The following is a 20,084-nucleotide window of genomic DNA, read 5'->3' as shown; positions in this document are numbered from 1 at the left end:
CGGCTCCGGTACGGCGGGGAAAGGGCGCCATATTAAAGCAAAGCCGGGGCTGCGGTGACGGCCGGATGCAGTGGTCGGCACGCGGCGAGGTCTTATAATCGCCAGGTTTTTCTCCGGGGAGTCGGCATGTCTATCGATGAACAGCGTTTCGGCGGCATCGCCCGTCTGTATGGCCGGCTCGGTCTGGAGCGGCTGGCGGCGGCTCATGTGGCGGTGGTCGGCATCGGCGGTGTCGGCTCGTGGGCGGCCGAGGCGCTGGCACGCAGCGGCGTCGGCGAGATCAGCCTGTTCGACCTGGACGATGTGTGCATCACCAATACCAACCGGCAGATCCATGCGCTGGAGGGTGCGGTGGGCAAGCCGAAGGTGGACGAAATGGCCGCGCGCATCCGTGCCATCAACCCGGCATGTCGGGTTCATGCCGTGCCCGACTTCGTCACCCGCGAAACCATGGCCGAGTACATCACAGAAGGCTTGGACTGCGTCATCGACTGCATCGACAGCGTGCCGGCCAAGGCGGCGCTGATCGCCTGGTGCAAGCGCCGCAAGATCCAGATCATCGCGACCGGCGGGGCGGGCGGGCAGGTGGACCCGACGCAGATTCAGGTCGCCGATCTGAACAAGACCTTCAACGATCCGCTGGCGGCCAAGGTGCGCTCGCTGCTGCGTCGCGAATACAACTTCTCGCGCACGCCGGGGCGCACCTACAGCGTGCCCTGTGTGTTCTCCACGGAGCAGTTGCGCTACCCGAAGCCGGACGGCGGCGTCTGCCAGAGCAAGAGTTTCGTTGGCGAAGGCGTCAAGCTCGACTGCGCTGGAGGGTTCGGTGCGGTCACCATGGTCACTGCTAGTTTCGGCATGGTGGCGGCGGCGAAGGCGGTCGACAAGCTGGTCGCCGGTGCACGTCGGCCGAGCGAACGTAATGTGTTAGCCATGACAGCTAATTCTGCTGGCCCCTAGTTGTGTCAGGCGCCGGTTTCAGCACTGCTACCTCCTGACTTTCTCGAATTCGCATCTGACGGAAGTTCGTCATTCCTGTCGGCGATAGTTCTGATAGGGCGCGCCTGGTTCGATTTTTCGGCTTGTCTTATGTGCCTGCGGCGTGTCTAGCACTCGGGTTGCAGGAAGTTCCGTTGACTTAAAATATTAATAAAACAGCAAGCGCTCTGTAATGCGGGGCTCCCATACTCCGCTTCGATCAAACCAACCAAGCTTACGTCACTTGTAAACGGCGTTGATTAAATCCCAATGGAGCTCTGGAGCTTTCTGATGAAGAAGAAGTTGATTGCGGTTGTTGTGAGTGCTGCGGCCGTAATGCCTGTTCTGGCTGCGGCAGACGTCAATATCTACGGTCGTGTGCATGTTTCCACCGACTTCCTGGACGATGGTGCCGACTACTCCGAGACCAATATTTCAAGTAACTCTTCGCGCCTGGGTTTCAAGGGTGATCATCAGATCAATCCTGACCTGAAAGCATTCTTCCAGGTGGAGCAGCAGATCAACTTCACTACCGGTAGCGGAGATTCTGACAGTACCAACTTCGCCACTCGCGATACATTCGTAGGTTTGGCAGGTGATTTTGGCTCCGTACAGCTGGGACGTTTCGATAGTCCTTTCAAAGTGGCGCGCGGTCCGGCCAACCTCTTCGGTGATCAGGTCGGTGACATGCGCAACCTGACTCGTGTTGGCAATGCCCGATTCGACGAGCGATATGACAACACAGTTCAGTACACCACACCGAGTTTTGGCGGCTTCAACGCAGTGCTCGCCTATTCCGTACATGAAGGGCAGTGGGTCGAAGAAAACGAAGATTCCGACGGCATCAGCGTTGCGCTGAACTACGTTGGTGGTCCGCTCGAGGCATCCCTGGCGTATGAAACCGTGGAGGAAGACACCTCCCGTGGCGAGCGTGATGGCATTCGTGCTGCCGCTGCCTACAAGTTGACCGACGAATTCAAACTCGTCGGCTTCTATCAGACCGTCGACTACGATGGCTTCGAAGGTACCTCCGCAGCCCTGCGTGACCAGCTCTCTTCGAAGACCTATGGTCTGGGTGGCGAATTTAAGGTTGCCTCCAATACAGCTCTCAAGGCCATGTGGATGACTCGAGACGCCGATGCATCCAACTATGACGCCGATATGTGGGTAGTCGGCGTAGAGCACAAGTTGGACAAGGCTGTTCGTGTCTATGCCAACTACGCCGTCCTTGATAATGACGACAATGTCGCGCTGACTCCATGGAGCCAGGCTCGCTCCGCCAATCCGACTGGTCAGTCTATCAACGATGGCGTGAACGAAGCCCTCGGCGAAAAAGCGTCCGGACTTTCTGTCGGTCTGCGTTACGACTTCTAATCTTCTATAAGATCGGAAATATTAAGCCGGGACGCTCAGTTTAGGGTGCCCCGGTTTTTTTGTAATCAAAGTGAGATATTTCACTTCTACTGTGGCTCTCTACCTGCAGTGTCGCAGGGTTGCCAGCTCTGGTGGATAACCAGCTTAGCCCGCTTATTCTGTTCAAGGAGTCTCCATGCGTTGTATTTTCTGGGTTGCCGTTGTCGGCCTGTTATCGGGTTGTGCACAACAGTCCCACGTGAAGTTGTACCCCGGCTCCGAGCTGCCAAAGGCGCAAGTAGTGGTGGTTGAAGTACCCGATACTCTTGAAGTGATGAGCATCAATGGCCAAGAGCTGCCTTTGGCTAACTCGCGGTTCGGCACAAAGAACAAAACGCTGCATCTGCAGCCCGGTAAATATCGTATCAATGCCTACTACAAGAACGGCTTTGATATCGGCGGAGGCCTGAGTCACGAAATCGTCCGCACGCGCGGAGCGGTGTACAGCCTGGATGGTCGTGCTGGTGACGTCTGGAAGCTGGAATACAACGAGCCGGCCAACTTGCAAGAAGCTCGCGCGATGAAGGACACTTTCGCCGGCTGGTCGAAGAACCAGCTCACCGGCGAACGCATCGAGACGACAGTCGGAGCAGAACCGACTTCCGCTGTGAACCAGCTTCTGGGCGGTAACTCCAGCGCGGTTGCGCAGACCACTGTCGAGCCGCTCGATAGCGCGCAGACCCACTCGAATGTTGGCGTACCTGTCCCATCTCGAGCAGCACCGTCCCAGACCTTGCCTCACAGCGACGCGACGCTCAACACACTGCAGCAATTGTGGCTGATGCTAAGCCCGGAAAGCCGTAAGGCATTCCTCGACTGGACTCAGCAGTAAGCCGAGTGCGTGCATTTGCACTTACAGAGCAGGTTCGCAGGTAACCCGTCTGAAACGTGCATCCGGTAAATTCCCGTGTGTATGCTCCTTTGCCCCGTCGCTTGACGGGGTTTTTTATGCGCTTTTTTTCATAGCGCAGGTGAGCCAGACTGATCGGCATGCACATTCAGACCATTTCCAGAATCGCCGAGCTTGCTTCCATAGCATGGGACGCCATGCTGTCCGACACTCAACCCTTTGTCCGTCACGCCTTTTTATCCACCCTGGAAGATAGTGGCAGTGTGGGAGGGCGCAGCGGCTGGCAGCCAGCGCATTTGGTCCTACGCGACCCGCACGGCGAATTGCGCGCAGCACTTCCGCTGTACCGCAAGAGCCACTCGTACGGTGAGTATGTTTTCGACTGGGCCTGGGCTGACGCATGCCAGCGCGCCGGTATCGGTTATTACCCGAAGTTGCTCTGTGCAGTGCCGTTCACGCCAGTCGCCGGTGGTCGCCTGCTGGGCGACGCGGAAGGAGCGGGCCTCTTGATCGATGCGCTCACCGAGGGACTGGATCGAAACGAAACGTCTGGATTGCACATCAACTTCACCGAGCCTGCCGCCGACCGTCTTGTCGCAGGCCGGGAAGGCTGGCTGGAACGCATCGGCTGTCAGTTTCACTGGCACAACCGCGGCTATCGTGATTTTCAGGACTTCCTCGATGCGCTGACGTCGCGCAAACGCAAGCAGATGCGCAAGGAGCGAGAGCAGGTCACGGCTCAAGGCATCTCGTTCGAATGGCGAGAAGGGCACGAGCTCAGCGAGGCGGAATGGGATTTCGTGTATGCCTGTTACGCCAATACTTACCACGTACGCGGCCAGACGCCGTACCTCACGCGTATTTTCTTCAGCCTGCTGGCCGAGCGCATGCCAGAGGCGATCCGCGTCGTATTGGCTGTTCAGGGCGTAAGGCCTGTCGCCATGGCGTTCAGCCTGTGTGACGACAGCGGACTATACGGCCGATACTGGGGCTGCCTGGCGGAGTTTGACCGTCTGCACTTCGAGACCTGTTTTTACCAGGGCATCGACCAGGCCATTGCGGACGGCCTGCAGCGCTTCGATGCCGGCGCGCAGGGCGAGCACAAGCTGATCCGGGGCTTCGAACCGGTGATCACGCGCTCCTGGCATTACCTGCAGCACCCCGGTTTGCGAGCCGCGGTGACGGATTTTCTGCAGCAGGAGCGCGTCGGTGTGCTGGCCTATGCCGAGGCGGCGCGGCAGGCGCTGCCGTACCGGCAGGCCGGCAGCTAGCCACTTGCGTCAGGCGTGGGACGCGGCGCTGTTTTCCTCGTGGATATCCAGCATGCGCTGCAATTCGCTGCGCAGCAGCGGATCCTGGCAGCCTGGCAGATACTCGCGCAGCTTACGGATCACCCATTGCTGACCCTTGTCGATGAACGGCAGACGTTCATCCAGCGACTCGATCGCCATCGCCTTGCCGTAGAAGGCGCCGGTGTCCTTGTTGGGCTCCACGCCCAGATGCTGAAGGCAGTTGAGCAGCAGCTTGCAGCTCTCGATCTCGCCCTGGCGAATCTGCTCGAGCAGCTGCCGCTGTTCCGGGTCAGTGGCCTGTTGCAGCGATTCGCCGGCAACCTTGGCGCCCGCGCGTTCGGCGCTGAGCAGGTCCTGCAGCAGCTGGGCTTCGCCTTCCGGGGTGTTCAGTGGGCTTTGTGGTTCGGTCATGTCGCGATCTCCTGTCGGTTGAGGGTTTCGCACGCTGGCGGCAGCCGGGTATGTGCCGGCAGAAATGAAAAGGGCCGGTGAACCGGCCCTTCGGGGATCAGAGCTTCTTCGCGGTGATGATCTTCACCGGAGTCAGTGGCACGTTCTGCATCATGGCGCGGTTGCCTGTGGGGACCTGGGCGATCTGGTCGACGACCTCCATGCCGCGCACCACCTTGCCGAACACCGCGTAGCCGAAATCGCGGCTGCCGTGGTCGAGGAAGTCGTTGTCGCGGTGGTTGATGAAGAATTGACTGGTCGCCGAGTTGACGTTCTGCGTACGGGCCATGGCCACGGTGCCGCGCACGTTGTGCAGGCCGTTGTCGGCCTCGTTCTTGATCGGCGCCTTGGTGGGCTTCTGGTTCAGCCCTTCGCCGAAGCCGCCACCCTGGATCATGAAGCCTGGGATGACGCGGTGAAACACGGTGCCGTCGTAGAAACCGCTATCGACGTAGGCGATGAAGTTCTCGACGCTGATCGGTGCCTTTTCCGCCTCGAGTTCCAGTTCGATTTCACCCAGGCTGGTGGTCAGCAGCACGCGCGGATTTTCGGCAGCGAACAGGTTGCCGGCCAGCAGTACGGAACAGGCGGCGAGGGCGATGCGTTTCAACATGATGTTTTCCTGATGTTGGGGAAGCTGTCAGCCGGCCAGCGAGTTGGCCTGTCCGGCATCGTACGTCTTGATCAGCTCGATGAGAATCCGGGTGGCCGGGCCGAGCGGTTTGTCGTGGTTAGTGTAGAGATAGAACAACGGCCGGCGAATGCTGCCTTGGACCAGTGGCAGCGGCTTGAGCACGCCTTCGGCCAGCTCGCGGCCGATCAGGTGACGCGGCAGCCAGGCGAAGCCCAGACCACTGCTGACGAATGCCACGGAGGTGGCGAGGCTGCCCACCGTCCAGCGCTGCTCGGCGCCCAGCCAGCCGGCGTCGCGCGGCTGCCGCAGGCCGCTGTCGCGCACCACGATCTGCATCTGACTCTGCAGGTCCTGCACGCTGAGCTTGCGTCCCAGTTGATGCAGGGCGTGGTCGGCATGGGCGACGGCGACGAACTCCACGGTGCTGAGCTCGCTGCCCAGATAGCCAGTGATGTCCAGGCCGCTGATGGCCAGATCCGCCGTGCCGTCCTTGAGCACTTCTTCCACGCCGGACAATACCTCCTCGCGCAGCCGAACCCGGCAGCCACGGCTCTTGGGCATGAAGTCGCTGAGGGCGCGGATCAGCTTGGCGCTGGGGTAGGCGGCATCGACCACCAGGCGCACCTCGGCTTCCCAGCCTTGTTCCATGTGGTGCGCCAGTTCTTCCAGCTGACTGGCCTGTGTGACCAGCTGTCGCGACCGGCGCAGCAGCACTTCTCCTGCCTCGGTCAGCACTGCCTTGCGCCCGTCTATGCGCAATAGCGGCACGCCGAGCTGCTCCTGCATGCGCGCCACGGTGTAGCTGACCGACGACTGCGACCGATGCAGCGCTTCGGCCGCCTGGGCGAAGCCGCCGTGATCAATGACCGCCTGCAGGGTGCGCCACTGATCGAGGGTCACACGGGGCACTTTCATTCCTTCGGTTCCTTTAGCAAGGTCTGTTACGCTGGCCCTTCTGTCGAGGAGCCCCGTCAAATGAAAACAATCGGTTACCTGCTCTTTGCCCTGTTGCCAGTCGCGGCCAGCGCCGCCACCTATCCCGTGGACATCGATCAGCAGCTCAACGGCGCCGAAGTCACCGTGACGCCGCAGGTTATCGACCGCGATCTGGCCGGCCTGCTGCTGCACAACTACGGGGAGACGGCGGCCGTGTGTACGGCCGTGTTCCAGAACGGCCCGGAAGCACCGCGCACCCGGCGCACGGAGCTGCAACCCGGTGAGCGCAAGGCGCTGACGTCGAAGTTCAAGCGCGACGTCATCCGGTTGCGCATCAAACTGACCTGCGAACCGAAGTAGCTCGGCCGCCAAGGCGCCAGCCGTACGGGATCAATCCAGTACGTTCTCCAGGATTTCGTAAACGATGCCCGTGGCGATGGCCACCAGGATCACGTCACGCCCCAGTTGCTTCCATTCATAGCCTTCGTAGCGTGGCAGATGGCCGAGCAGGCGATTGTCCAGGTTCTTGGCGATGCCCGGCGGTAGTGGTTTGCCGCGCGCCAGGTTCTTCTGGATGCCAGGGGGCAGGGACGATGGCGGCATGAGCAGCTCGCGGTGGTTGCGCAGCGTGATGCGAATCGCGCCGATATCCACGGACGGCCCCTGGTGATGATATTGCTGCGCCGGCGCCTGCCCCTGGCCGCGCTGAGCCTTGTACTTACTGTTGCCGGGGTGATCGTTGTTCGGCTGCGCCGCCGTCACCGTGGAGAGTGCCAGTGAAAGCGCGCCGGCCAGCAGCGCGATCCGCTTCATCGAGTTCATGCGAACCTCCTGGGCATTAAGCCGCTTCGCTTTGTCAGCTTAGCCTGTGTTTGCCAGAGAAAACATGCCGGCTGTTACAGAACGCGCCTTTGCCGGGCAGACCGGGTAACCTATGCCATCGTTCTTTTCGACCTCCGAGGTAGCTCCCTTGTTTGACCAATTCGCCCTGCACGAACGCCTGCTCAAGGCCGTCGCCGAACTCAAATTCGTCGAGCCGACCCCGGTGCAGGTGGCGGCGATTCCGCCGGCGCTGGAAGGGCGCGATCTGCGTGTAACGGCCCAGACCGGCAGTGGCAAGACGGCTGCGTTCGTGCTGCCGATGCTCAACCGTCTGATCGGCGATGCCCGGCCGCGGGTCGACGTGCGCGCGCTGATCCTATTGCCGACCCGCGAACTGGCCCAGCAGACCCTCAAGGAAGTCGAGCGCTTCTCGCAGTTCACCTTCATCAAGTCCGGCCTGATCACCGGTGGTGAGGACTTCAAGGTCCAGGCCGCGATGCTGCGCAAGGTGCCGGACGTGCTGATTGGCACGCCGGGCCGGCTGATCGAGCATCTGAATGCGGGCAACCTGATCCTCAAGGATGTCGAGGTTCTGGTGATCGACGAGGCCGATCGCATGCTCGACATGGGTTTTGCCGAAGACATGCAGCGTCTGGTAGGCGAATGCGAAAAGCGTCAGCAGACGCTGCTGTTTTCTGCCACCAGCGGCGGCGCCGGGCTGCGCGAGATGGTCGGCAAGGTGCTGAATGATCCGCTGCACCTTCAGCTCAACCGCGTCAGCGAGCTGAACGAGTCGACCCGGCAGCAGATCATCACCGCCGACGATCCGGCGCATAAGGAAAAGCTGGTGCATTGGCTGCTGGCCAACGAGACCTATCAGAAGGCGGTCATCTTCACCAACACCCGCGCCCAGGCCGATCGTCTGTACGGTCATCTGGTGGCAGGCGACATCAAGGTCTTCGTGTTGCACGGGGAGAAGGACCAGAAGGAGCGCAAGCTCGCCATCGAGCGCCTCAAACAGGGCGGTGTGAAGGTGCTGGTGGCCACCGATGTGGCTGCGCGCGGCCTGGATATCGAGGGCATGGACCTGGTGATCAACTTCGACATGCCGCGTTCGGGTGACGAGTACGTGCACCGCATCGGCCGTACCGGACGCGCCGGCGCCGAAGGGCTGGCGATCTCGCTGATCTGCCACAACGACTGGAACCTGATGTCCAGCATCGAGCGCTACCTCAAACAACGCTTCGAGAAGCGGGTGATCAAGGGGCTGAAGGGCACCTATCAGGGGCCGAAGAACCTCAAGGCTTCGGGCAAGGCCGCTGGCAGCAAGAAGAAAAAGATCGACAAGAAAAAGGGCGTAGAGAAGAAGTCCAAGCCTGCCGGCAAGCGCCCGAACGGTGCCAAGCGGGAGACGCCGTCACCTGTCGTCAGCCAGGACGGCATGGCACCGCTCAAGCGCAAGAAGCCGACGGCCGAGTGACACTCGGCTGATTCGCCCTAGCGTTGCGCGTCGGCCGGCGGAATGTCTGCCTCGCGCTCCGCTTGCTCGATCTGCTGCAGGCGTTTGTCATAGGCTTCGCATTCGTTGCCAAGCTGATCGGCGCTGCGCTTGGCGTCCATCTGTCGAATCTCCTCGTTGATCTCTTCTGCCCGGGCCGGGTTGCTCTTGGTGAGCTGATTGACCCGTTCGGCCAGCTGTTCCGCCTTGGCATTGACCTCGTCCGGCGTGCAGGCCGCATGGGCGGTCGGTGCGGCCAGCAGGGCGGCGGTCAACGTAATCGTCAGCAGTTTCATGGCTGTGTCCTCGCTCAGTCGTTCCTAAAGGTGGATTGCCGCCCAGCCGCTTTAGTTCAGCGCGAACCGGCGGCCAGCGAAAGCGGTCGGTATGTACAGGCGCCCTGTCTACGGGGCGGAATACCTGCTACGGGAGAATGGCCATGAGCTACAAATGGGACCTGATCCAGCGCTTGCTGCATGAAGTGCAGGACAGCGCGAACGATACATTCAAACCACGTCGCTATGCCGAGGAGCATGCCGCGCAGCTGGAGAGCGAAGGCAAGTCCATGCCCAATCTGGACAGCCTGCGTGCCGAGGCGGCCGACTACGAGAGCCTGTTGTTCGAGGGAGGGTTCATCGCCAGTCGCCCCGAAGAGCAGGGCGGGAACGGTGAGAATTTCGTTCTCACCGAGCGTGGCTCGCGCCTGCTGGCGATTCTCGACTCGCCTGCTGAGCAGGACCGGCGCCAACGCCTGGCGGAAAAGGGCGAGGCTGCTCTGGTACCGGAGGTGTTCGACCAGCTGGCCGCCGGCGTTTAAGTCGTCGCAACTACAGCCGGAAACCGTCGACGATATAGCCGGCCAGGGTCTCGCTGACCGGTGAATGCCGTTGCGGATTGCGTAACAGGACGATGCTGGTTTGCGGCAAGCCGGGCAGCCCGTCCGCCTCGCCAAGGATATTCAGCTCAGCCGGGATCAGACTCTGCAGCTGCGCTGTCAGTGCCAGCCCGGCGCCGACGATGGCCATGATCGCGGCGAGACTGGGGCTGCTGTAGGCGATCCGGTAATCGATCTCGCGGGCGTCCAGCGCGTTGCACACCCAGGCGCGGCAGAAGCAGTCGGTATTGAAAGTGGCCAGCGGCAATGGGCGCTGGTCGTCCAGGTTGAAGCCCGGAGCAGCCGCCCACACCACGTACTCCTGACGCAGCAGCTGGCCGATCTCCGTACCCGGCTCACGAGTGATGATGCTCAGGTCCAGATCGCGGCGCTGCAGCAGCTGGCTCGACGGCTCGCAGTGCACCTCCACCTGGACCAGCGGGTAGGCCTGGGCGAAGCGGGCCAGGATGCCCGGCAGAAAGCGCATCACATAGTCGTCCGGCGTGCCGATCCGGACCGCGCCGACCATGTGCGGCTGACGCAGCGTGGTCATGACCTCGCCATGCAGCTTGAGAATGCGCCGGGCATAGCCCAGCAGGATCTGCCCCTCGGCAGTCAATCTGACCTGACGGCCGCTGCGTTCGAACAGCGGTCGTTCGAGCACATCTTCTTCCAGGCGCTTCATCTGCATGCTGATCGCCGACTGGGTGCGGTTGACCGCGACTGCGGCCCGCGTAAAGCCGCCGTGATCGGCAATGGCGACGAAGCTGCGCAGCAGTTCGGTATCGATGTTCGGGTAGCTCGCCATTCATCAATCCTCAAGATGCCAGGCATCAGAAACATTCGTTGGATTGATCATAATCGCCGCGCGAGACTGGCGCCAATCCAAACAGGAGGGCGCTGTGATGAATATGCAGAAGATCGTTTCGCACAGGCTTCATCTACCCGAAGCCGCTCGGATTGCCGGACCTGCGTTGCTGAAGCAGGGCTGGTTGAAGCTGCGGCGCTGGCACGAGCTGGCACGGCAGCGGCGGCAGCTGGCCAGTCTGAGCGACGAGATGCTCAAGGACATCGGCCGCAGTCGTGCCGACATCGAGTGGGAGGCCAGCCGGCCTTTCTGGGATGAACCGCGCTAGGGCCGAACTCAATGGCCCAGCAGCAGCTTCTGTATCCCCAACGACAGGCTGACGAGCACCAACATCAGTGCGAACAGCCGCTGAAGGAGGCTGCTGTTGAGGTACTGCGCGAGGCGATTGCCGGACAGCACGCCGAACGCGCCACCCAGGGCCAGCCCTCCCAGCAATGCCAGCGGCGGCTCGGCATCGGTCAGGTAGAGCAGAAAGCCGCCGCCGCTGACGACAGCGATCACGGCCATGGATGTCGCCATCGCGCTGAGCAGCGACAACGAGGTGAACCAGAGCAGTGCCGGGACGATGAGGAAGCCGCCCCCGACACCCATCAGGCCCGACAACAGACCGACACCCAGGCCTATGCCGAGCAGTGCCGGGTAGCGGTCCTCGGCGTTTTCCTTGGCCGGCAGGCTGGCACCGCGCCACATCCGCCAGGCCGACCAGAGCACCAAGAGGCAAAAGCCGATGATCAGTGCGCGCTCGGGAATGAACTGGCCCAGCCATTGGCCGGCGGCATTGCCGGGCAGGCCGCAGAGCGCCAGCAACACCACCGGGCGCCAGGCCACCTGGCCCAGCCGCGCCCGCGGAATGGCGCCGATGAGTGCAGACATCGCCACGGCGCCGAGGCTGACGCCGATGGCATCGCGCAGCGGCAGGTGCAGGCTTAGCAGCAGCGGCAGCGCCACCAGAGAGCCGCCGGCACCGGTCAGGCCGAGCAGCAGTCCGAGGATCAGGCCAATGCCCAGCGCTTCGAGCAGCAGTACATCCATCAGGCGCAAGCGGCCGAAAGGGAAGCAATGCGGAGAGTGGTATCTGGCTGCATGAATACTCCATCGTGAGCGCTCGTCTCCATCGTTGGTACGTCCGCTTTGATGAGCGTTCCCCACGAGGATGCCGGGCCGTGGCGGTGCGCGACCGCCCGCGGAGTGTAAAGCCTATCAGGGCGCCAGGGCACGGCTCAGGGTGAATGCGCCACGCAGATCGCCTTCGCGGAAGCCGCGCGCCTGGTCCTGCGGGTAGTGCTTGTCGAGCAGCTGCAGCAGTTCCGGTTTGATGTTCTCGCCATGGCAACCCAGGCAGGCCTCGGCGGTACCGATTGCCTGCATGTAGCGATATTCGCCGGCAACCACTTCGCCATGGCTGAGCTGTTGAACAGGCTCACCGGCAGCGGCGCGCTGGGCGAACTGCTCCAGCACACGACGCTCCCAGGCATCCGGTGCGTTGTCCGGATTGCGCAATTTGAGGGCGGTGCGGCCGACGGTCCAGGGCGCCTGGCTGTGCTGGGCGGCAATGCTCGGCGCCAGGGACTGACAGGCTTCGACCGCCTGCGCCGGGCCGCCATCGGCCATCGCCTGTTTGACGGTGCCGAGCAGCTGTTGCTGGAACGGGGCGATCAGGCCGACGGCCTCGACGCGCAGTTGCTCCGGATCGGCCGCAGGGGCCGCTTGGGTGCCGAGGGAAAACAAGCCGAGAGCGAGCAGAGACAGGGTTTTCATGGGACCTACGCCGGTTGCTTTGTATAGTGGGGGGAGTATCTTTCGGCGCGCGCCTCGATGCAAGCCGTCACCGGCAGGGTGACGGCTTGCGCTGTCTGCTCGTTCAGGTGCCGCGAATCAGCTTGCGTAGCAGGAAGCGGTTGGGATGGCAGGCTTCTGCCACTTCCCGTGGCAATGGTAGCGGCTCGTCATCCAGCCAGGCTGCAAGCAGCTCGCCGGAGAGCGGCGCGCTGATCATGCCGCGCGAGCCGTGGGCGGTGTTCACATAGAGGCCGTCCAGCCAGGGGCAGACGGCCTCCACGGACTGCCGCGCGTTCCTGGCCAGCGCCGCGTAGGTTTCGGCGAAGCGCTGCGGGTCGGCCAGCGGCCCGATCAGCGGCAGGTAGTCCGGGCTGGTGCACCGGAACGCGACGCGGCCCTGCAGGGCTTCGGTGCGCTGCGGATCGGCCTGCAGGCGTTGGTAGAGGTCAGTCGAGATCTGTTCGAGCATCTCCAGGTTCGCCTGGTGCTCGGCGACACTGGGGGCGTCGTCGGTCTGCTGGAAATTGAAGCTCGCGCCCAGGGTATGGGTGCCGTCTCGTGGCGGTGCAACGTAGCCCTTGGCGCACAGCACGGTGCGCAACTGGCCGCTGCGGGCCGTGGCGGGGAGGGCAGAAATCTGCCCGCGGATGCGTTTGAGCGGTAGCCAGGCGCTCTGCTCGAAGCGCGCCGCATCGGCTGCGCCAGCGAGCACCACGACCGGCGCCTCGGCCAGCACGCCCTCGCCGCCGAGCACCTGCCAGGCCTCGCCGTGGCGGCGCAGATCGAGGGCCTCCCGATGCCGCAGCAGCTCGATACCCGGTCGCTGCAGCAGCCAGCGGCACAGCGCGGGTGGATGGGCCCAGCCGGCATCGGGATAGAACAAGCCACCTTCGGTCAGGGCCACGCCGGCCAGTGCTTCGGCGGCGTCGCGTTCGAGCGGATGAACCAGTGAGGGCGGAAAAGCCTCCGCCAGCTCAGCCTGGCGTTGGCGTTCCTTGTCGTCGTAGATCAGTTGCAGCACACCACAGGCTTGCCAGTCCTGGCCCTGCTGCAGGTGGCCGAGCAGTCGGCGGGTATAGCTGAAGCCACCGACCACCAGCTTCGACAGCGCGGTGCCGTGAGCCGATAGCTTGAGGTAGAGCACCCCCTGCGGATTGCCGGAGCCCTCCTGCGCGGCGTCGGCATGGCGTTCCAGAACGCTGACCCGCCAGCCACGGGCGGCCAGCGCGGCAGCCGTGGCGCAACCGGCCAGGCCGGCGCCGATCACCACGGCACGGCGTTCGCGGACGGTACGGCCTGGCCGGGCGAACCAGGGCTTGTCTGCCATCTGCGCAGTGCTCGATTGCAGGCGACCGCGCAGGATCTCGCGCTTGTGGCCGTATCCCGGCACACGCTGCATGTCGAAACCAGCCTCGATCAGACCGCGACGCACGAAACCGGCGCTGGTAAAGGTGCCCAGAGTGGCGCCCGGTGCGGATAGCCGGGCCATTTCGCTGAACAGTGCCGGTTGCCACATCTGCGGATTCTTCGCCGGCGCGAAGCCGTCGAGAAACCATGCATCGATGCGTGCGTCCAGGCTGGGCAGACATTCCAGCACGTCGCCGACCAGCAGGGTCAGCACCACTCGCCCGCCAGCGAAGACCAGGCGCTGATAGCCCGGATTGAGCGCGACGTATTGTTCGAGCAGTTGGTCGGCCTGGGCCTGCAGCTCCGGCCACAGCGCCAGCGCGCGCTGCATGTCGGCGAAGGTTAGCGGGTGCTTTTCGACGCTTACGAAATGCAGCCGCGCCCGGGCACTGGCGCTGCGTTCGAACAGTTGCCAGGCGCAGAGGAAATTCAGCCCTGTGCCGAAGCCGGTTTCACCGATGACCAGACACTCGTCGGGCTGCATGGCGGCGAAGCGGCGGGGCAGATCGTTCTGCGCCAGGAATACGTGCTCGGTCTCGGCCAGCCCGCTGGCGCGGGAGAAATACACATCGCCATAGTGGCGGGACTGCGGCAGGCCGTTCTCGTCCCAGTCGAGCTCGGCGTGCTGGAAGGCGTCTTGGGCGGGGTGATCGTTCATCATGGTTCCTGATCGGTCAGGGGCGGCGCGAAAGGAGTAGGGCCGGGCAATGCCCGGCCCGGTCGGTCAGCCGTTGGCGTGGATTTCCTGCTCCAGCCGGCCGATGGCAGCGTCGAGTTCATCCAGCGCCGCCTCGCTGTCCGGATGGTTCTGCTTGAGCAACGTTTCGCTCTGCTGACAGGCGTTGCGCAGCTGCGGGACCCCGCAATAGCGCGTCGCGCCATGCAGGCGGTGCACGCGTTCGATCAGAGCCTGGCGGTCACCGGCCAGTCGCGCCTCGCGGATCGTGCGGCGATCGCCTTCCAGCGACTGCAGCAGCATGCCGAGCATGTCGTCTGCGAGGTCTGCCTTGCCCGCGGCCAGGCGCAGACCTTCCTCTTGATCGAGCACCTTGAGGCTCTGCTCCGCTGTTGGCGATGCCTCGGCGATGCGCTGCGGCTGACTGCGCAGGGCCAGGCCGGTCCACTTGAGCACGACCTGCGCCAGCTGGCGATCGCTGATGGGCTTGGTCAGGTAGTCGTCGAGGCCGCTCTGCAGCAGCGAGCGCTTCTCGTTGGCCAGGGCATGGGCGGTCAACGCGACGATCGGCAGCGGCGTGCTGCTGCTGGCCTGCTCCCATTGGCGAATGGCTTCGGTGGTCTGGCGACCGTCCATGCCCGGCATCTGCACGTCCATCAATACCAGATCGAAGCTGTGTTGCTTGACCGCCTCCAGCGCGGCAGGGCCGTTGTCCACCGCCACCACGTCGGCACCCATGTCGCCGAGCAGAGTCTTGACCAGCAGGAGGTTGGCCGGATTGTCGTCGACGCAGAGCACCTGGGCGGCGCGGCTGGGCGCGGCAGCGGCGGGCTCGGCGTAGGCCTGGTTGGGCCGCACCAGCTCCACCAGCACGCGCTGCAGCTTGCGTGTGCAGGCCGGCTTGCCCTGCAGCTGGGTGTAGCTGTGCGCTTCGGGCAGCGAATCGTGATAGCTGGCCTGTTCGGTAGTCGGGCAGAGCACCACGCATTTGCAGCCGAGCGCCTCGATCTCCGCCAGTCGGCGGCTGAGCGCCTGTGGCTCGATCTCGCGGTTGGTAACACCAAGCACGGCCAGATCGATCAGTTCACTGCTCTGGCGGCGTGCGCTGATGGTGCTCTGCATCTGGTCGAGCGTGTCGAAGGTCTGCACCTCGAGGCCAAGGCTGTGCAGCTGGTGCTGCAGGGCCTGACGAGCCAGTGGGTGCTGCTCCAGCAAGGCGATACGGCGTCCCTGGAGGGCGGGGTGGGGCAGGTCTTCGGCATCATCGCGGGCCTTGGGCAGGCTGAGGCTGATCCAGAATTCGGAGCCCTCGTCCGGGATGCTGTCGACACCGATCTCGCCACCCATCTGCTCGATCAGCCGCTTGGAGATGACCAGGCCGAGGCCGGTGCCGCCGGGCTGGCGCGACATGGAGTTGTCCGCCTGACTGAAGGCCTGGAACAGCGCGCGCAGGTCCTGATCGGTCAGGCCGATGCCGGTGTCCTGCACGCTGATGCGCAGCTGGGCGCGCTCGCCATTGTCGTCCTCGACCATGGCGCGCACGGCGATGGTGCCTTCGTTGGTGAACTTGATGGCGTTGCTGATCAGGTTGGTCAGCACCTGCTTGAGGCGCAGCGGGTCGCCGACCAGCGACAGCGGCGTGTCGCGATAGACCAGGCTGACCAGCTCCAGCTGCTTGGTATGCGCCGCCGGTGCGAGGATGGTCAGGGTGTCCTCGATCAGGTCGCGCAGGTTGAACGGAATGGTATCCAGCACCAGCTTGCCGGCCTCGATCTTGGAGAAGTCGAGAATCTCGTTGATGATCCCGAGCAGGCTGTCGGCGGATTTCTCGATGGTGCCCAGGTAGTCCTGCTGACGCGGCGTCAGGTCGCTCTTCTGCAGCAGTTGGGTGAAGCCGAGGATGCCATTGAGTGGGGTGCGAATCTCGTGGCTCATGTTGGCCAGGAACTCGGACTTGATACGGCTGGCCTCCAGCGCCTCCTTGCGTGCCAGGTCCAGCTCGATGTTCTGGATTTCGATGGTTTCGAGATTCTGCTGCACGTCCTCGGTGGCCTGGTCGATGCTCTGCTGCAGTTCTTCGCGGGCGCTGAGCAGCGCCTCGGCCATGCGGTTGATGCCGGACGCCAGCTCATCCATTTCATGGCTGCCCAACGGCGGCAGGCGGGTTTCCAGATGGCCGTCCTTGAGCTGGGCGACCGCGGCCTTGACGCGCTGCAGCGGCAGGCTGATGGCGCGGCTCATGCGCAGCGCGAGCAGCGCGGTGATGATCAGCCCCGCGCCGACCAGGAACAAGCTGGTCAGCAGGCTGCGATAGCCGCGCAGCAGGGTGTTGTGGTGTGACAGTTCCAGCTCCAGCCAACCGATGAGCTTTTCTTCCGGCCCGCGGGCTTCGTCGGCGAGGTTGAGGTGACGGCTGAGCACCGGCATCAGGATGCGCGTATGGTCCATGCTGCTGACGCGGGTCAGCCCTTCCGGATCGCCCGGTGGTGGCGGGGTCAGCATGCGCGGCCCGGCATGCACCCGCTGCACGCGCTCGGGGTCGAGGATGGTCACTGCGCGAACGTCGGCCTGGTCCAGCACCTGGGTCAGGATGCGCTGCAAGCGTTTGTCGTAGCCCAGGTTCATCGCCGGGGCGGCCAGCGGCGCGAGCTGCTCGGCAATCAGTTGGCCACGCTCGTCGAGCTGGTGCCGCATTTCCGACAATTGCATCCAGGTGAAGTAGGCGCCGAGTACCACTGCCAGCAGGGTGCTGGGCAGCAGCGTAAGCATCAGCACGCGGCCACGAATACCTAGGTCTTTCAGCACATCCATTCACCGATCCGGGATTGCGAGCGCGCTAGTGTAGCGGCTCGGACGTGGCGAATCTGCTGGTGCGATCAAGCCCGGTCGCCGCACCTTCGATCATTCCAGGCCGCGGATGTCCTTGCCGTTGAAGTCCGGCAGCTTCCAGCTGAACGTCATCGCCAGCACGCGGAACAGGAAGCCACTGCCCAGCGCGGCGAGGGTGGCCAGGGTGGTGTTGATCTCCAGCCAGAGCATGCCGACATAGAACACCCCGGTGAACAGCGCCACGGTGGCATACAGCTCGCGTTGCAGCACCATCGGCACCTGGTTGCAGAGCACGTCGCGCATCAGGCCGCCGAAGATGCCGGTGATCACGCCGGCCAGTACTACGATGGACGGATGCGCCCCCATGCCCATGGCGATATCGCAGCCGATCACGGTGAATGCCACCAGGCCCAGACCGTCCACCAGCAGGAAGACCATGCGCAGGTGATGCAGGTGGCGCGCGATGAAGCCGGTGACGATCGCCGCGCCGATGGTGAAGGTGAGGTACTCCGGGTGTGCGATCCAGCCGACCGGGTAGTGGCCGAGCAGTACGTCGCGGGCCGTCCCGCCACCCAGTGCCGTCACCGTGCCGAGCAGGCAGATGCCGAACAGGTCCATGCCGCGGCGCATGCCCATGATGGCTCCGGACATGGCTTCAGCCGTGATGGCGATCAGGTAGATGGTGTGCAGCAGTTCCACGACGACTCTCCGAGGCTACGCTGCCCGCGGTTGGGGCGGGGCAGCTCGATGTGCGCGATTATGGGGCAAGCATGGCGTTATTTGACGTGGCTAAGTATTTTTAGGCCATACAAACATTTTCTTATCTGGCGGACGGCATGAATCTCGACCCAAAGCAGACCGAGGCGTTTCGCAGCGTCATCCGTACCGGCAGCTTCGAGCAGGCAGCGCAGCGTCTGCACCTGACCCCGCCGGCCATCTCGCAGCGGGTTCGCGCGCTGGAGAGCGCGCTCGGCAGCGCGCTGGTGGTGCGCAGCCGGCCATGTCGGCCCACCGAAACTGGGCAGCGTCTGCTGCAGTACCTCAAACGTGCCTCGTTGCTGGAAGCCGACCTGCTGGCCGATCTGGCCGAACGCAGCGATGCCCCGCTGGTGGTGGTCGCGGCGCTCAATGCCGACAGCCTGGGTACCTGGTTCTTCCCGGCCCTCGCCGAGGTGCTGATCCGCGAGCGGGTGCTGCTGGACCTGACGGTGGAGGACCAGGATCACACATACAGCCTGCTGGAGACCGGCCTGGCGATCGGCTGCATCAGCACCGAGCCCAAACCGATGCGCGGCTGCAGCGCCAGCCCGCTGGGCAGCATGCGCTACCGCCTGGTGGCCTCCAGCGAGTTTCGCCAGAAGCACTTCGCCAACGGGCTGACCCGCAACGCCGCGCGCAAGGCGCCGGTGGTGGCCTACACGCGCAAGGACACCCTGCAGTCGTCGTTCCTGCTGCGTCGCTTCGGCCTGCCCGAAGGTGCCTATCCCTGTCATTACGTACCGGGTGCCGAGCCCCACTTCAGCGCGATCCGCTACGGCCTGGGCTACGGCATGGTTCCCGAACTGTTGCTGCATGAGGCGCTACGCGCTGGCGAGGTGGTCGATCTGGCCGCCGACGAACCGCTGGAGATCGCGCTCTACTGGCATACCTGGAAGGTGCAATCGCCGCGAATGGAACATCTGTCGCGGCAGATCATCGAGGCGGCGCCGAAGATCCTGGCGCGACCCTGAGCGGGTTCGTCTGTTGCGGGCGCGACGCCGCGTGGCCGATACGTCTGCCCGTCGTCGAGTGTTGCCGGTATCATGTCGACCTTCTCAGATGCCGTGCGACGCCATGACTACACACTATCCGACCATTGCCGACTGCATCGGCAACACCCCGCTGGTTCGCCTGCAGCGGATGCCGGGTAAGACCAGCAACACCATCCTGGTCAAGCTCGAGGGCAACAACCCGGCCGGCTCGGTCAAGGACCGCCCGGCACTGTCGATGATCAACCGGGCGGAGCTGCGCGGTGATATCCAGCCGGGCGATACGCTGATCGAGGCGACCTCCGGCAACACCGGTATCGCCCTGGCCATGGCGGCCGCGATCAAGGGCTATCGGATGATCCTGATCATGCCGGACAACTCCAGCGCCGAGCGCAAGGCGGCGATGACCGCCTATGGCGCCGAGCTGATCCTGGTGACAAAGGAGCAGGGCATGGAAGGCGCCCGCGACCTGGCGCTGCAGATGCAGGCCGAGGGACGCGGCAAGGTGCTCGATCAGTTCGCCAACGGCGACAACCCGGAAGCCCACTACAGCAGCACCGGCCCGGAGATCTGGCAGCAGACCGCTGGCAGCATCACCCATTTCGTCAGCTCGATGGGCACCACCGGCACCATCATGGGCGTGTCCCGCTACCTCAAGGAGCAGAATCCGGCGGTGCAGATCGTGGGCTTGCAGCCGATGGAAGGCGCGGCGATCCCCGGCATCCGCCGTTGGCCGCAGGAATACCTGCCGAAGATCTTTCAGGCCGAGCGGGTCGATCGCGTCGTCGACATGTCCCAGGACGAGGCCGAGCAGACCATGCGCCGCCTGGCGCGCGAGGAAGGCATCTTCTGCGGTGTGTCCTCCGGCGGCGCGGTGGCCGCGGCTCTGCGTCTGTCGCAGGAAGTGGAGAATGCGGTGATCGTGGCGATCATCTGCGATCGCGGTGACCGCTATCTGTCGACCGGCGTTTATGACGCACCCAATTGAACGGCTTGCTGGCCGGCATTCCCATAACGCAGGGGGCCGTTG

Annotated in this window: 21 protein-coding genes; 10 read left to right on the top strand and 11 right to left on the bottom strand. The window is 63.7% G+C overall.

Annotation, left to right across the window (positions count from 1 at the left end; genetic code table 11):
* Positions 1–126 precede the first annotated feature (126 nt).
* The 4 genes from tcdA to ACVRRC_RS11515 all read left to right on the top strand — a co-directional run bounded on the left by tcdA (position 127) and on the right by ACVRRC_RS11515 (position 4,512).
* Positions 127–960, top strand: coding sequence for a tRNA cyclic N6-threonylcarbamoyladenosine(37) synthase TcdA (gene tcdA, locus ACVRRC_RS11530; protein WP_013983306.1), 834 nt, complete (start codon positions 127–129; stop codon positions 958–960).
* A gap of 309 nt (positions 961–1,269) precedes the next feature.
* A complete protein-coding gene (locus ACVRRC_RS11525; protein WP_019405778.1) occupies positions 1,270–2,352 on the top strand; it encodes a porin in 1,083 nt (360 codons plus the stop codon).
* 175 nt (positions 2,353–2,527) lie between these two features.
* Positions 2,528–3,223 (top strand): DUF2057 family protein, encoded by a 696-nt coding sequence (locus ACVRRC_RS11520; RefSeq protein ID WP_013983304.1) that lies wholly within the window; start codon positions 2,528–2,530, stop codon positions 3,221–3,223.
* A 158-nt stretch (positions 3,224–3,381) separates the two neighbouring features.
* Complete coding sequence (locus ACVRRC_RS11515; RefSeq protein WP_013983303.1) at positions 3,382–4,512, top strand: GNAT family N-acetyltransferase; 1,131 nt, start codon at positions 3,382–3,384, stop codon at positions 4,510–4,512.
* A 9-nt stretch (positions 4,513–4,521) separates the two neighbouring features.
* Here ACVRRC_RS11515 and ACVRRC_RS11510 read toward each other — a convergent pair whose 3' ends face one another.
* The 3 genes from ACVRRC_RS11510 to ACVRRC_RS11500 form a co-directional block, all read right to left on the bottom strand.
* Entirely contained in the window at positions 4,522–4,944 is a 423-nt protein-coding gene (locus tag ACVRRC_RS11510; RefSeq protein WP_013983302.1) for a DUF6306 domain-containing protein, read from the bottom strand.
* Between the two features lie 97 nt (positions 4,945–5,041).
* Positions 5,042–5,596, bottom strand: a complete 555-nt coding sequence (locus tag ACVRRC_RS11505; protein ID WP_013983301.1) for a peptidylprolyl isomerase A — start codon at positions 5,594–5,596, stop codon at positions 5,042–5,044.
* Positions 5,597–5,623: 27 nt separating this feature from the next.
* The gene (locus tag ACVRRC_RS11500) at positions 5,624–6,532 is read right to left on the bottom strand and encodes a LysR family transcriptional regulator (protein WP_013983300.1); all 909 of its coding nucleotides are present in this window, start codon (positions 6,530–6,532) and stop codon (positions 5,624–5,626) included.
* Positions 6,533–6,592: 60 nt separating this feature from the next.
* Between ACVRRC_RS11500 and ACVRRC_RS11495 the strand changes: the two genes are divergently transcribed.
* Entirely contained in the window at positions 6,593–6,913 is a 321-nt protein-coding gene (locus ACVRRC_RS11495; protein ID WP_013983299.1) for a hypothetical protein, read from the top strand.
* 30 nt (positions 6,914–6,943) lie between these two features.
* Here ACVRRC_RS11495 and ACVRRC_RS11490 read toward each other — a convergent pair whose 3' ends face one another.
* The gene (locus ACVRRC_RS11490; protein ID WP_264885018.1) at positions 6,944–7,375 is read right to left on the bottom strand and encodes an anti-virulence regulator CigR family protein; all 432 of its coding nucleotides are present in this window, start codon (positions 7,373–7,375) and stop codon (positions 6,944–6,946) included.
* Between the two features lie 148 nt (positions 7,376–7,523).
* On the opposite strand from ACVRRC_RS11490, the gene ACVRRC_RS11485 reads away from it, so the two are divergent.
* Positions 7,524–8,855: a DEAD/DEAH box helicase gene (locus ACVRRC_RS11485; RefSeq protein WP_264885017.1), complete on the top strand. Its 1,332-nt coding sequence runs from the start codon at positions 7,524–7,526 to the stop codon at positions 8,853–8,855.
* A 17-nt stretch (positions 8,856–8,872) separates the two neighbouring features.
* Here the strand turns inward: ACVRRC_RS11485 and ACVRRC_RS11480 are convergent, their stop codons facing one another.
* Positions 8,873–9,169, bottom strand: a complete 297-nt coding sequence (locus ACVRRC_RS11480) for a hypothetical protein (RefSeq protein WP_014597134.1) — start codon at positions 9,167–9,169, stop codon at positions 8,873–8,875.
* Between the two features lie 143 nt (positions 9,170–9,312).
* Here ACVRRC_RS11480 and ACVRRC_RS11475 point away from each other — a divergent pair, with 143 nt between their 5' ends.
* Positions 9,313–9,690, top strand: coding sequence for a hypothetical protein (locus tag ACVRRC_RS11475; protein WP_014597133.1), 378 nt, complete (start codon positions 9,313–9,315; stop codon positions 9,688–9,690).
* 10 nt (positions 9,691–9,700) lie between these two features.
* Here the strand turns inward: ACVRRC_RS11475 and ACVRRC_RS11470 are convergent, their stop codons facing one another.
* Positions 9,701–10,555: a LysR substrate-binding domain-containing protein gene (locus ACVRRC_RS11470; RefSeq protein WP_264885016.1), complete on the bottom strand. Its 855-nt coding sequence runs from the start codon at positions 10,553–10,555 to the stop codon at positions 9,701–9,703.
* A gap of 97 nt (positions 10,556–10,652) precedes the next feature.
* On the opposite strand from ACVRRC_RS11470, the gene ACVRRC_RS11465 reads away from it, so the two are divergent.
* Entirely contained in the window at positions 10,653–10,883 is a 231-nt protein-coding gene (locus tag ACVRRC_RS11465) for a DUF1127 domain-containing protein (RefSeq protein ID WP_013983293.1), read from the top strand.
* Positions 10,884–10,891: 8 nt separating this feature from the next.
* Here the strand turns inward: ACVRRC_RS11465 and ACVRRC_RS11460 are convergent, their stop codons facing one another.
* The 5 genes from ACVRRC_RS11460 to ACVRRC_RS11440 all read right to left on the bottom strand — a co-directional run bounded on the left by ACVRRC_RS11460 (position 10,892) and on the right by ACVRRC_RS11440 (position 18,005).
* Positions 10,892–11,647 (bottom strand): sulfite exporter TauE/SafE family protein, encoded by a 756-nt coding sequence (locus ACVRRC_RS11460; protein ID WP_013983292.1) that lies wholly within the window; start codon positions 11,645–11,647, stop codon positions 10,892–10,894.
* 168 nt (positions 11,648–11,815) lie between these two features.
* A complete protein-coding gene (locus ACVRRC_RS11455) occupies positions 11,816–12,373 on the bottom strand; it encodes a Tll0287-like domain-containing protein (protein WP_013983291.1) in 558 nt (185 codons plus the stop codon).
* A gap of 103 nt (positions 12,374–12,476) precedes the next feature.
* A complete protein-coding gene (gene mnmC / locus ACVRRC_RS11450; protein ID WP_472997029.1) occupies positions 12,477–14,459 on the bottom strand; it encodes a bifunctional tRNA (5-methylaminomethyl-2-thiouridine)(34)-methyltransferase MnmC2/FAD-dependent 5-carboxymethylaminomethyl-2-thiouridine(34) oxidoreductase MnmC1 in 1,983 nt (660 codons plus the stop codon).
* A gap of 66 nt (positions 14,460–14,525) precedes the next feature.
* Positions 14,526–17,282 (bottom strand): response regulator, encoded by a 2,757-nt coding sequence (locus tag ACVRRC_RS11445; protein ID WP_185750591.1) that lies wholly within the window; start codon positions 17,280–17,282, stop codon positions 14,526–14,528.
* 96 nt (positions 17,283–17,378) lie between these two features.
* On the bottom strand, positions 17,379–18,005 hold the full coding sequence (locus tag ACVRRC_RS11440) for a trimeric intracellular cation channel family protein (protein WP_017246416.1): 627 nt from the start codon (positions 18,003–18,005) through the stop codon (positions 17,379–17,381).
* 137 nt (positions 18,006–18,142) lie between these two features.
* Here ACVRRC_RS11440 and ACVRRC_RS11435 point away from each other — a divergent pair, with 137 nt between their 5' ends.
* Positions 18,143–19,036: an HTH-type transcriptional regulator ArgP gene (locus ACVRRC_RS11435; protein ID WP_011913779.1), complete on the top strand. Its 894-nt coding sequence runs from the start codon at positions 18,143–18,145 to the stop codon at positions 19,034–19,036.
* Positions 19,037–19,139: 103 nt separating this feature from the next.
* A complete protein-coding gene (gene cysM, locus ACVRRC_RS11430; protein ID WP_013983288.1) occupies positions 19,140–20,042 on the top strand; it encodes a cysteine synthase CysM in 903 nt (300 codons plus the stop codon).
* Positions 20,043–20,084: the final 42 nt, after the last annotated feature.

The sequence above is a fragment of the Stutzerimonas sp. LR2 genome, from assembly GCF_055755175.1.
This window is presented reverse-complemented; position numbering and strand designations above follow the sequence as displayed.